11 protein-coding genes are annotated in these 12,352 nt (G+C 53.1%); 8 read left to right on the forward strand and 3 right to left on the reverse strand.

The features are described 5' to 3' along the window. Positions 1-42 precede the first annotated feature (42 nt). On the forward strand, positions 43-1,476 hold the full coding sequence (gene mdtQ, locus QMN38_RS05655) for a multidrug resistance outer membrane protein MdtQ (RefSeq protein ID WP_323604681.1): 1,434 nt from the start codon (positions 43-45) through the stop codon (positions 1,474-1,476). Between the two features lie 30 nt (positions 1,477-1,506). On the opposite strand, the gene QMN38_RS05660 is transcribed toward mdtQ, so the two are convergent. Next, entirely contained in the window at positions 1,507-2,082 is a 576-nt protein-coding gene (locus QMN38_RS05660) for a DedA family protein (protein WP_271440058.1), read from the reverse strand. Between the two features lie 162 nt (positions 2,083-2,244). Here QMN38_RS05660 and QMN38_RS05665 point away from each other — a divergent pair, with 162 nt between their 5' ends. Together QMN38_RS05665 and pbpG are read left to right on the forward strand one after the other, a co-directional pair. Further along, positions 2,245-2,832, forward strand: coding sequence for a Yip1 family protein (locus tag QMN38_RS05665; protein ID WP_005129189.1), 588 nt, complete (start codon positions 2,245-2,247; stop codon positions 2,830-2,832). Between the two features lie 179 nt (positions 2,833-3,011). Beyond that, the gene (pbpG, locus tag QMN38_RS05670; protein WP_048211180.1) at positions 3,012-3,959 is read left to right on the forward strand and encodes a D-alanyl-D-alanine endopeptidase; all 948 of its coding nucleotides are present in this window, start codon (positions 3,012-3,014) and stop codon (positions 3,957-3,959) included. A gap of 64 nt (positions 3,960-4,023) precedes the next feature. On the opposite strand, the gene dld is transcribed toward pbpG, so the two are convergent. Next, on the reverse strand, positions 4,024-5,736 hold the full coding sequence (gene dld / locus QMN38_RS05675) for a D-lactate dehydrogenase (RefSeq protein WP_137382297.1): 1,713 nt from the start codon (positions 5,734-5,736) through the stop codon (positions 4,024-4,026). A 232-nt stretch (positions 5,737-5,968) separates the two neighbouring features. Here dld and bglX point away from each other — a divergent pair, with 232 nt between their 5' ends. The 5 genes from bglX to QMN38_RS05700 all read left to right on the forward strand — a co-directional run bounded on the left by bglX (position 5,969) and on the right by QMN38_RS05700 (position 12,251). Continuing rightward, positions 5,969-8,266, forward strand: a complete 2,298-nt coding sequence (gene bglX / locus QMN38_RS05680) for a beta-glucosidase BglX (RefSeq protein ID WP_271440056.1) — start codon at positions 5,969-5,971, stop codon at positions 8,264-8,266. A gap of 231 nt (positions 8,267-8,497) precedes the next feature. Further along, positions 8,498-9,415: a glycine betaine ABC transporter substrate-binding protein OsmF gene (gene osmF / locus QMN38_RS05685; RefSeq protein WP_323604682.1), complete on the forward strand. Its 918-nt coding sequence runs from the start codon at positions 8,498-8,500 to the stop codon at positions 9,413-9,415. Further along, positions 9,403-10,596 (forward strand): ABC transporter permease, encoded by a 1,194-nt coding sequence (locus QMN38_RS05690; RefSeq protein WP_271455269.1) that lies wholly within the window; start codon positions 9,403-9,405, stop codon positions 10,594-10,596. The genes osmF and QMN38_RS05690 overlap by 13 nt, the downstream gene beginning before the upstream one ends. Next, positions 10,589-11,536, forward strand: a complete 948-nt coding sequence (locus tag QMN38_RS05695; RefSeq protein WP_271449631.1) for an ABC transporter ATP-binding protein — start codon at positions 10,589-10,591, stop codon at positions 11,534-11,536. Before QMN38_RS05690 ends, QMN38_RS05695 begins: the two co-directional genes overlap by 8 nt. After that, positions 11,520-12,251, forward strand: coding sequence for an ABC transporter permease (locus QMN38_RS05700; protein WP_271440052.1), 732 nt, complete (start codon positions 11,520-11,522; stop codon positions 12,249-12,251). The genes QMN38_RS05695 and QMN38_RS05700 overlap by 17 nt, the downstream gene beginning before the upstream one ends. On the opposite strand, the gene QMN38_RS05705 is transcribed toward QMN38_RS05700, so the two are convergent. Continuing rightward, positions 12,232-12,339: a protein YohO gene (locus QMN38_RS05705; protein ID WP_003027354.1), complete on the reverse strand. Its 108-nt coding sequence runs from the start codon at positions 12,337-12,339 to the stop codon at positions 12,232-12,234. The two genes, QMN38_RS05700 and QMN38_RS05705, sit on opposite strands and share 20 nt — an antisense overlap. Positions 12,340-12,352 lie beyond the last annotated feature (13 nt).

Raw genomic sequence — 12,352 nt, forward strand, 5'->3', positions numbered from 1 at the left:
AAGTCGTACTCTCTGTACATCTTTTCTCACCTGTATATTCCCATGAATCGTAACTCTGTTCTTGTTGCAACGGCATGTTTGCCGCTGCTTATTTTGATGGTCGGTTGTGCACCTATGCATGACAATCGCCAATCGCTGTCACAGCAGACGCCCGCTGTGAACGTTGACTCCGCGTTGCCTGCGGCATTAAAAAATGGTTGGCCGGATAGCCAATGGTGGAAGGCGTATCACGATCCACAGCTGAATGCGTTGATTGACAGTACCCTCAAGAATTCTCCAGATATGCAGGTAGCAGAACAGCGCATTCAACTGGCAGAAGCCCAGGCTAAAGCGGTTAAGGCGCAGGATGGCCCGGAGATCGATTTCTCCGCGAACGTTGAGCGCCAGAGAATGTCAGCTGAAGGGCTGATGGGACCGTTTGCTACCGATTTGGATGGAAATACAGGGCCATGGTACACCAACGGCACCTTTGGTTTAACCGCTGGCTGGAATCTGGATCTGTGGGGTAAAAACCGGGCTGAAGTGGCGGCGCGTATTGGTGAGGTGAAAGCGCGTGAGGCTGAGCGTGAGCAAACTCGGCAGTTACTGGCGAGCGGTGTATCGCGTTTGTACTGGGAGTGGCAGACGCAGGCGGCGCTTAAAACCGTGCTGACGCAGATTAAAAACGAGCAGCAGAACGTCATCACCGTCGATCGTCAACTGTATCAAAACGGGATTACCTCTTCTGTCGAAGGCGTTGAAACGGATATCGATTCCAGTAAAACGGAGCAGCAACTGAACGATGTCAGCGGCAAAATGAAGGTGATAGAGGCGCGGCTGAGCGCACTGACCAACTCGCAATCTTCCGTCATGAAGCTTAAAGCGACGACGTTACCGGCGGTAGAAAGCCAGCTACCGTCCCAGCTTGGTTATTCGCTGCTGGCTCGCCGCCCTGATTTACAGGCCGCACATTGGTACATCGAGTCATCGCTGAGCAGCATCGATGCGGCAAAAGCGGCATTCTATCCGGACGTTAACCTGATGGCGTTTTTACAGCAGGATGCGCTGCATCTGAGCGATTTGTTCCGCCATTCCGCACAGCAGATGGGCGTGACGGCTGGACTGACGCTGCCTATTTTTGATAGCGGCAGACTGAATGCGAATCTCGATATCACGAAAGCGCAGAGCAATCTGACGGTGGCAAATTACAACAAGGCCGTGGTCGATGCGGTGAATGACGTGGCGCGTGCGGCATCACAGGTAGAAACGCTGGCGCAGAAGAACCAGCACCAGCAGCAAATTGAACATGACGCACAGCGCGTCGTGGGGCTTGCACAGGCACGATATAGCGCCGGTATCATTGCGGGTTCCCGGGTTAGCGAGGCCAAAATTCCGGCATTACGCGAACAGCTTAATGGTCTGGTTCTACAGGGACAGTGGCTGGATGCGTCTATACAGCTGACCAGCGCACTGGGCGGCGGTTACCGCGCCTCCTGATAGTCTGACCCGGCAGAAGCCGCTGTCGGGTCAATTTGCCTGTTCTTTGCGTTTACTTCGCCGTTTCATCCACCAGCGGGCAGCCACTACAACGCCGATAACCAAAACCAACCAGATCCCATGTTTAATATGCTGGTCGAGGCTATGCAACCATGGGGCAATCACTTCACCACCCACATAGCCGAGCGTGGTAAACAGCAAAGCCCAGACAAACGCCCCCAGGATATTCAGTGGGATGAAAATCTTCGGCGGCAGGTGGCTGGCTCCAATCAGCAACGGACCAATGACGCGAAAGCCGTACATAAAGCGCGTGCCGACCACAAACAGATAGGGACGCCGTTGGATCATCTTCTGCGCGTAGTGGATTTTTGCCCGATGACGCGAGAAACGACGTAAAATTTTGCCGCCATAACGACGCCCAAGTAAAAAGAGCAACTGATCGCCAATCATCCCGCCCAACGCGACGGAGAGTACCACCAGCGGAAATTTAAGAATTCCCTGATGCGCAGCAACACCGCCTAGCAAGGTAATGGTTTCGCCTTCGGCAAGGCTGCCAATAATCAGCGCCGCATAGCCGTATTGCTCAACATAATGCGTTATATCCATACGTTGTATGACCTCCACGCTCCATAGCATACACCCAGTGAATTGTTCATGCCGGAAAAGCAGTAATTCAGCGCATCGGTATTTTTCATGTGTACATAAAATAATCAAAAGCTGAATTATACTTGAAGTGTTGAGGTCCGGAGCTGACAAGAAGGGGGCGGTATGAACCATGTCTGGGGGCTGTTTTCCCATCCCGATCGTGAAATGCACGTGATCAACAGCGAAAACGAAAGTGTTTCGCATCACTATACCCACCATGTCCTGCTGATGGCGGCAATCCCGGTGATTTGTGCGTTTATTGGCACCACGCAAATTGGCTGGAATTTTGGCGATGGCAATATACTGAAGTTATCCCTGTTTACCGGATTTGCGATGGCAATTCTGTTTTACGGTGTGATGCTGGCGGGTGTGGCCATTATGGGCAGAGTGATCTGGTGGATGGCGCGGAATTACTCGCGACGCCCGTCGCTGGCGCATTGTATGGTCTTTGCCGGATATGTTGCCACGCCGCTGTTTTTAAGCGGGCTGGTGGCGCTGTATCCGCTGGTCTGGCTGTGTGCGCTCGTGGGAACCATCGCGCTTTTTTACACCGGCTATTTACTCTATCTCGGTATTCCAACGTTCCTGAATATCACGAAAGAAGAAGGGCTGAGCTTTTCCAGTTCAACGCTGGCGATCGGTGTGCTGGTGCTGGAGGTTCTGCTGGCGATTACGGTGATCCTGTGGGGCTACGGGTACCGATTGTTCTAGGTGTACAACCTGTCTGCGCTGCGTTGTTGACGTAAAAGTCAGCAACGCAGCATTTCGAGATGATTCTTCTGTAGCGGCAAACCTGCCGGATCGCTATGATGCCAGAGCTAGCCTGAGATAATCCTTATTTCAGGCGGTGTGCGTTGTGACGTGCGTGAACCATTATCAGAAACCTCATCATGCTGAAATTCCGAGTTTCATTATTAAGTCTTGCCCTGGTGCTGGCCGTTCCTTTTGCACCCCAAGCCGTAGCGAAAACGGCGACTACTGCAGCGGCATCTCAACCTGAGATTGCTTCTGGTAGTGCGATGATAGTTGATCTGAATACCAACAAAGTTATCTATTCGAACCACCCGGACCTCGTGCGTCCGATTGCGTCGATTACCAAATTAATGACGGCGATGGTGGTGCTTGATGCACGACTGCCGCTGGATGAAAAACTGAAAGTTGATATCAGCCAGACACCGGAAATGAAAGGCATCTACTCTCGTGTGCGCCTGAACAGTGAGATCAGTCGTAAGAATATGCTGCTACTGGCGCTGATGTCCTCAGAAAACCGCGCAGCGGCAAGCCTGGCGCACCACTATCCGGGCGGTTACAACGCATTTATCAAGGCGATGAATGCGAAGGCGAAGTCGTTGGGAATGACCCAGACGCGCTTCGTGGAACCGACCGGGTTATCGATTCATAACGTCTCGACGGCGCGTGATCTCACTAAACTGCTAATTGCCAGCAAGCAGTATCCGCTGATTGGTCAGTTGAGTACGACGCGTGAAGACATGGCGACCTTTGCTAATCCGGCTTATACGCTGCCGTTCCGTAACACCAACCATCTGGTGTACCGCGATAACTGGAACATTCAGCTCACCAAAACGGGGTTTACTAATGCCGCCGGTCACTGCCTGGTGATGCGTACGGTCATTAATAACAAGCCGGTAGCGCTGGTGGTTATGGATGCCTTTGGCAAATATACCCACTTTGCTGATGCCAGTCGTTTACGCACCTGGATTGAAACCGGTAAGGTGATGCCTGTTCCGGCCGCGGCGCTGAGTTATAAAAAGCAAAAAGCCGCCCAGATGGCGGCAGCGGGTTCAGCGACAGGTGAGCAAACCGCGCAAAACGATTAAACCGTAGGCCGGGCAAGCGAAGCGCCATCGGCAACGTGCCCGATGGCGCTTACGCTTCTCGGGCCTACGACTCTTTCCAGTACTTCTGCTTACTGGTTTTACCAATACCTGGATTCATACTGTTGGTCGGGTCGTTCTCGCGATAAAAACGCGTCAATGTTTCTGGCGCTTTATACAGATGCCCCACGTTATGTTCTGCAGGGTATTGTGCCCCGCGCTCACGCAGTAACACCAGCATTTGCTCTTTCAGCTCGTGAGCATCCACACCTTTCTTCACGATGTAATCCTGATGGAAGACATAGCACATAAAGTGGCCGTAATAGAGCTTGTGCACCAGCTTGCTGTCTATTTCCGGCGGCAGGTGCTCATACCATTCGGTATCGTTACGGCGCAGCGCAATATCCAGCGCCAGAATATCTTCCACTTCATCCGCATGGACGGCCTGATATCGGATGGCCGCACCCGCCGCTGCGAAGCGGTGCAAAAAGGCCTTGCTACCTTCTTCCGGCGTACAGGCAAAGAAATCACCTTCTGCGGTTTTGAAAAACTCAGTCAGCCAACTCTGTGCTTCCGCTACACCGCCACCGGCCATTTTTAACAGCAGGTGATGTTCGTATTTATCACGCCAGCTTTTCATCCGTGCCGGTAAATGGCTGGGGAATAAATGACCAAACTTCTGCATCGCCCGGTCGGTAAAGTGCGGGCGGAAAATTTTCACTTTTTCCAGCATCGCATCGGTGCGGCCTTTCAGCGTAAAGAAAAACGGCATTTTGTCAGTGCCGAGTTTGTCGATCATCAGAAACGTATCTTTGCCATAAGTTTCGGCGATGTCATAGATATCGCGGTGCATATATTCACCCGCGACCGGCAGATGTTCAAATTTGGCCAGAATATGACGACGGATTTCTGTCAGCACTTCTGGCTGGTTAGTACCGATATAAAAGACCTGTTGGTTTTTCTCAGCCTCAAAGGTATCCAGGCGCACGGCGAAAACCGCAAGCTTTCCGGCGCAACCAGAAGACTCAAACAAACGCTCAGGGTCTGCGTTATAGCGTGCCGGCGTATCGGCCTCAATATCTCTGACGCGGGTGACGTAATCATGATCGTGTGCGTGACGCCCATCGTGCTGGACATCATCATCTTTGATCCGCTCGTCGTCGAGTTTACTGAGGATCTGCTCCGGCGTTTGACCCAGCTCGATACCCAGATGGTTGACCAGCTGTAACTTGCCCTGCTCATCAATACGTGCAAAGAGCGACATTTCTGTGTATGCCGGACCACGTTGTACCAGCGAGCCGCCAGAGTTGTTGCAGATACCGCCGATCACGGAAGCACCGATACAGGAAGAGCCGATCACCGAATGCGGTTCACGGCCAAAAGGTTTGAGCGCCTTTTCCAGTGAATACAGTGTCGTACCGGGATAAGCCAGCACCTGTTCACCGTTGCCGATGACGTGCAGCTTATCGAGGCGCAGAGTACTGATGATAACGATGTCGCGATCGTAATCATTGCCGCTAGGCGTAGAGCCTTCGGTCAGACCGGTATTGGCGGCTTGCATCAGGATTATTTTGTCAGCCGAGACGCAGGCGCTGAGGACACGCCACAGTTCTAATAGCGATCCAGGGAAAACGACGGCGAGCGCATCGCCCTGGCCCGAGCGGAAGCCTTTACGATAACGGGCAGTTTTGGCCGGTTCGGTGAGCAGGTGTGAATGGCCGACCAGTCGGGTCAATTCAGTCAGAAACGCTTTATTATCAGTTGTTGTAATGGAAGACATTCTCCACTCCTTGTGGTGGGACTCAATATCAGGAACAAGCATAGCGCTATGTATGACAATACGCTTTCTCATTCGCATTGTCTCTGTGTTGTATCCCACTGATTCATGCTGGTTTTGAAAATTCAGAGAATATCCTTAGCTTTCTTCCCCGCTCCCGTTTAGGCTTACGGCAAGCTGCGGTTTTTGTTATATTTTCGCTGCCTCGTCGGGTAGAAATTAAGAGAGAATCAACATGAAATGGCTATGTTCTGTAGGTGTCGCGGTGGGCCTGGCGTTGCAACCAGCGCTGGCGGACACCTTGTTTGGTAACCATCCACTGACGCCTGAAGCGCGGGATGCGTTTGTGACCGATTTACTCAAACAGATGACCGTGGATGAGAAAATTGGGCAATTGCGTTTGATAAGCGTCGGACCTGATAACCCGAAAGAAGCCATCCGTGAGATGATCAAAGACGGACAGGTAGGGGCGATTTTTAACACCGTCACGCGCCAGGATATCCGTAAGATGCAGGATCAGGTTATGGAACTCAGCCGCCTGAAAATCCCTCTCTTTTTCGCCTATGACGTGCTTCACGGTCAACGTACCGTGTTTCCGATAAGCCTTGGCCTGGCATCCTCTTTTAACCTTGATGCGGTCAGAACAGTTGGCCGAATTTCTGCGTATGAAGCCGCAGACGATGGTCTGAATATGACCTGGGCGCCGATGGTTGATGTCTCCCGCGATCCGCGTTGGGGCCGTGCGTCCGAAGGTTTTGGTGAAGATACGTATTTAACTGCCATCATGGGCAAAACCATGGTGGAAGCGATGCAGGGGAAAAGCCCGGCCGATCGCTATTCAGTGATGACCAGCGTCAAGCACTTCGCTGCTTATGGCGCCGTTGAGGGCGGTAAAGAGTACAACACTGTGGATATGAGTCCGCAGCGTTTATTTAACGACTACATGCCGCCGTACAAGGCCGGACTGGATGCCGGTAGCGGTGCGGTGATGGTGGGGCTTAATTCACTGAATGGGACGCCTGCCACCTCTGATGCCTGGCTGCTCAAAGACGTGCTGCGCGATAAGTGGGGCTTTAAAGGCATAACGGTTTCCGATCACGGCGCAATTAAAGAATTGATTAAGCATGGAACCGCGTCCGACCCTGAAGATGCTGTGCGCGTGGCGATCACGTCCGGTATTAACATGAGCATGAGCGATGAATATTACAGTAAGTATCTGCCGGGACTGATTAAGTCGGGCAAGGTTACGATGGCGGAGCTCGACGATGCCGCGCGCCATGTACTGAATGTAAAATATGATATGGGTCTGTTTAACGACCCGTACAGCCACCTGGGGTCGAAAGACTCTGACCCACAAGATACCAATGCTGAAAGCCGTTTGCATCGCAAAGAAGCCCGTGACGTGGCGCGTGAAAGCCTGGTATTGCTGAAAAACCGTCTGGAAACATTGCCACTGAAAAAAACAGCAACCGTGGCAGTTGTCGGACCGTTAGCAGACAGCAAACGTGATGTCATGGGTAGCTGGTCTGCGGCGGGTGTTGCCGAACAGTCTGTCACGGTGCTGACAGGCATTAAAAATGCCCTGGGTGATAAAGGTAAAGTGGTCTACGCCAAAGGGGCGAATATCACCAACGATAAAGGTATTGTTGACTTCCTTAACCTGTACGAAGAGGCGGTGAAAGTTGACCCACGCTCGCCGCAGGCGATGATTGATGAAGCCGTTAACGCGGCGAAACAGTCTGACGTGGTTGTTGCGGTAGTGGGTGAAGCGCAGGGGATGGCGCATGAAGCCTCTAGTCGAACCGATATCACTATCCCGCAAAGCCAGCGTGATCTGATTGCTGCGCTGAAAGCAACCGGGAAACCGCTGGTGCTGGTGCTGATGAACGGTCGTCCACTGGCGCTGGTGAAGGAAGATCAGCAGGCTGATGCGATCCTCGAGACCTGGTTTGCCGGGACCGAAGGGGGTAACGCCATTGCTGATGTGCTGTTTGGCGATTATAACCCGTCAGGTAAGCTACCGATGTCTTTCCCACGATCGGTGGGGCAGATCCCGGTCTATTACAGCCATCTTAATACCGGTCGCCCGTATAACGCCGATAAGCCGAACAAATATACATCGCGCTACTTTGATGAAGCGAATGGTCCGTTGTATCCCTTTGGCTATGGTCTGAGCTACACCACGTTTACCGTGTCTGATGTGAAGCTCTCTGCACCGACAATGAAACGTGACGGAACAGTGACTGCCAGCGTGCAGGTAACCAACACCGGCAAGCGTGAAGGGGCGACAGTCATTCAGATGTATTTACAGGATGTGACGGCCTCAATGAGTCGGCCGGTCAAACAGCTGAAAGGCTTTGAGAAAGTGAACCTCAAGCCAGGTGAAACCCAGACCGTCAGTTTCCCCATTGATATTGACGCGCTGAAGTTCTGGAACCAGCAGATGAAGTACGATGCGGAACCGGGCAAATTTAACGTCTTTATCGGCGTGGACTCTGCCAGAGTGAAGCAGGGCGAGTTTGAACTGCTGTAATGGGTGAATAAAGCCACCGACAGTGCCTGATAGCGCTACGCTTATCAGGCCTGCGAAATCGTATCATCCGGTAAATTCACGTTGGGTTTACCGGATTTTATTATTTTGTGCTCGCCGTACCGCTAATAACTCTCAGTGTTACCCCCCAATAGCCAGGTTAAGACTGGATTTTTCAACTATGCTTTTTCCTCAAGTCTCTGAAAAGGGCAGCAAAAGGATGAGGAGAGCAGCATGATAATCTCAAAGGTATGGGTGGGTTCGCTGGCGTTGCTGGCCACGATAAGCTTGCCTTTACAGGCCGCGTCACCCGTCACTGTGGGGTCAAAAATTGATACCGAAGGGGCGCTGCTCGGCAATATTATTTTGCAGGTGCTTGAAAGCCACGGCGTGAAAACGGTCAATAAAGTTCAACTGGGCACGACGCCCGTGGTGCGTGGGGCCATCACTTCCGGTGAGCTGGATATTTATCCGGAATATACCGGCAATGGCGCGTTCTTTTTTAAAGATGAAAACGACCCCGCGTGGAAAAATGCGCAGGCAGGTTTCGAGAAAGTGAAAAAACTGGACGCTGAGCAAAATAAACTGATCTGGCTTACGCCTGCGCCAGCCAACAATACCTGGACTATTGCAGTACGTCAGGATATCGCTGAAAAAAACAAACTTGTCTCTCTTGCGGATTTAGGCCGCTACCTGAAAGAGGGGGGAACGTTCAAACTGGCGGCTTCCGCCGAGTTTATTGAACGTGCAGACGCGCTGCCCGCCTTTGAAAAAGCGTATGACTTCAAGCTCAATCAGAACCAATTGTTGTCGCTGGCAGGGGGCGATACTGCGGTGACGATTAAAGCTGCGGCGCAGCAGACCTCCGGCGTTAATGCCGCAATGGCTTACGGAACCGATGGCCCTGTTGCTGCGCTGGGGCTGCAAACATTAAGCGATCCCAAAGGGGTTCAGCCCATTTACGCACCTGCGCCCGTCGTGCGTGACGTGGTACTCAAGGCGTACCCGCAAATGGGGGAATGGCTACAGCCGGTCTTTGCCAGTCTGGATGAAAAAACGCTGCAGCAGCTCAACGCCAGTATCGCCGTTGAGGGGCTGGATGCGAAAAAAGTCGCTGCAGATTACCTGAAGCAAAAAGGATGGGTGAAGTAACGGATTTGCAGCAGGTGAGTGTTGTGTCAAAGATATCAGTTAATTGGGTGCTGTTGCTGCTGGTGGTTCTGACCGCGGCCGCAGCCGCGCTTCCTTTCATCAGCTATGCCCCTAATCGTCTGGTTTCCGGTGAAGGTCGCCAACTCTGGGAGGTCTGGCCCCACATGGTGTGGGGACTGGCGGCGACATTTTTACTGCTCGTGGTTCTATGCTTCATACCCGGTAAATCCGGCAATGTATTGACGCTGGTTGTTGTCCAGTTACTGGTGATTGCGGCGTTGTTTATGGCCGGGAAAACGGCAACGCATCTGGCTCAGACGGGAACTGCTGTCGCCAGAACCAGCCTGGGGAGCGGTTTCTGGCTTGGGGTAGGGGTGCTGTTGCTGGCTGGCAGTGACGCCATTCGGCGTATCACCGCTCAGCCGCTGTGGCGCTGGGTACTGCATGCGCAAATTGTCATTGTGCCAGTGGTGCTGCTGCTGTCCGGTACCCTTAACGATCTTTCTTTGCTCAAAGAATATGCCAACCGCCAGGATGTCTTTGATGATGCTCTGGCGCAGCACCTGACTATTCTGTTCGGTACTGTGGTGCCTGCGCTGTGTATTGGCGTGCCGCTGGGTATATGGTGCACCTTTTCTGCTGCGCGTCAGGGGCCAATATTTGCCGTGCTGAATATCATCCAGACGATCCCCTCCGTCGCATTGTTTGGCTTGTTGATAGCGCCGCTTGCCGGACTGGTTAAGCATTTCCCGTGGCTTAGCTCGCTCGGTGTAGCGGGAACGGGGCTGACGCCCGCACTGATTGCGCTGGTGCTGTATGCATTATTGCCATTGGTTCGTGGCGTGGTGGCCGGGCTGAATCAGGTTCCGCGTGATGTGCTGGAAAGTGCGCGTGCTATGGGGATGAGTGCGCGTCAGCGTTTTATTTCGGTGCAACTTCCGTTAGCGCTACCCATTTTCCTGCGCAGTTTGCGGGTGATGATGGTTCAGACGGTGGGGATGGCGGTCATTGCCGCATTGATTGGTGCAGGCGGGTTTGGCGCGCTGGTCTTTCAGGGACTGCTCAGTAGCGCCGTTGATTTAGTGCTACTGGGCGTGATTCCGGTGGTGGTACTGGCAGTGCTGATTGATGCGCTGTTTGATTTAGGCTTAGCGCTGCTGAAGGTGACAAACGATGATTGAATTTAGCCATGTCAATAAAACCTATAACCAGCAACAGGCCGTGAGCGATCTCAATCTGCATTTAGGCGAAGGGAGCTTTTCGGTATTAATCGGGACCTCCGGTTCGGGGAAGTCCACCACGCTGAAAATGATCAACCGGCTGGTCGAGCATGACAGTGGTCAGATCCGTTTTGCCGGGGAAGAGATCCGTAGCCTGCCGGTGCTGGAATTAAGACGACGCATGGGCTATGCCATCCAGTCGATTGGTTTGTTTCCACACTGGACTGTCGCCCAGAACATTGCCACCGTACCACAGCTGCAAAAGTGGTCACGTGCGCGTATTGATGACCGAACAGAAGAACTGATGGCGTTACTGGGGCTGGAAGCGGATTTGCGTCACCGTTATCCGCATCAGCTTTCCGGTGGTCAACAGCAGCGAGTCGGTGTGGCTCGTGCGCTGGCGGCTGACCCTCAGGTACTGCTGATGGACGAACCTTTTGGCGCGCTGGACCCGGTAACACGCAGTGCGCTACAGCAGGAGATGACCCGTATCCATCGTCTGTTGGGTCGAACCATCGTGTTGGTGACGCATGATATTGATGAAGCGCTGAGACTGGCGGAGCACCTGGTGTTAATGGATGCGGGCAAGGTGGTACAGCAAGGCACGCCGCTGTCGATGTTGACTGCGCCTGCTAATGATTTCGTGCAGACCTTTTTTGGCCACAGTGAACTGGGTGTAAGACTGCTGTCACTGCGCACGGTGGGGGATTTTACCCGCCGTGGTGAACAGTTGGCTGGTGAGCCGTTGGTGGACGAGATGACGTTACGTGATGCGCTATCTGTTTTTGTCGCCCGGGGCTGTGATGTGTTGCCGGTAGTTAATGCTCAGGGTGCGGCCCGCGGTACGCTGCATTTTCACGATCTGCTTTCGGAGGCACCGCACTGTGAAACATCTGCTTGATCCTCTGCTGTGGCTCATTGCGCTGTTCCTGGTGTTGCTGGTGGGATTGCCCCACAGCCAGGCACTGTTCAGCGCGTTGTTTCCCCAATTGCCGCGTCCTGTTTATCAGCAAGAGAGCTTTACGGCGCTGGCGTTGGCGCATTTCACGCTGGTGGGTATTTCAAGCCTGATTGCTGTCATTATTGGGGTTGGGGCAGGTGTAGCGGTAACCCGCTCATGGGGAGTAGAGTTCAGACCTTTGGTCGAAACAATTGCAGCAGTGGGACAAACTTTTCCGCCGGTCGCGGTGCTGGCGATCGCCGTGCCGGTGATGGGGTTTGGCCCGGAGCCTGCGATTATCGCGCTGATCCTGTATGGGGTATTACCGATCTTACAGGCAACGCTGGCAGGGCTGGGAGGGATCTCTGCCAGCGTAATAGATATTGCCAGCGGGATGGGCATGAGTCATGGGCAGCGGCTACGTAAAGTCGAACTTCCGCTCGCGGCACCGGTTATTCTGGCCGGGATTCGCACGTCAGTGATTATTAATATTGGCACCGCAACGATAGCTTCTACCGTTGGTGCGAATACGCTGGGAACACCGATTATCATTGGGTTAAGCGGGTTTAATACCGCCTATGTGATCCAGGGGGCGCTGCTGGTCGCATTGGCCGCAGTCATTATCGATCGCGGGTTTGAGCGATTAGCGTACTACCTTACCCGGCACGTAAAATAAAAGTATAACCTGCCAGCATTACGCCGCCGATACCACCGATAGCCATCAGCAGGAAGAGGGTTATAACACCGATTTTAGCTGCGCTCATTTTGTACTCCTTA

The organism is Citrobacter sp. R-1.5.2, assembly GCF_035064245.1.
In the GTDB taxonomy this organism is placed as follows: Bacteria; Pseudomonadota; Gammaproteobacteria; order Enterobacterales; family Enterobacteriaceae; genus Citrobacter.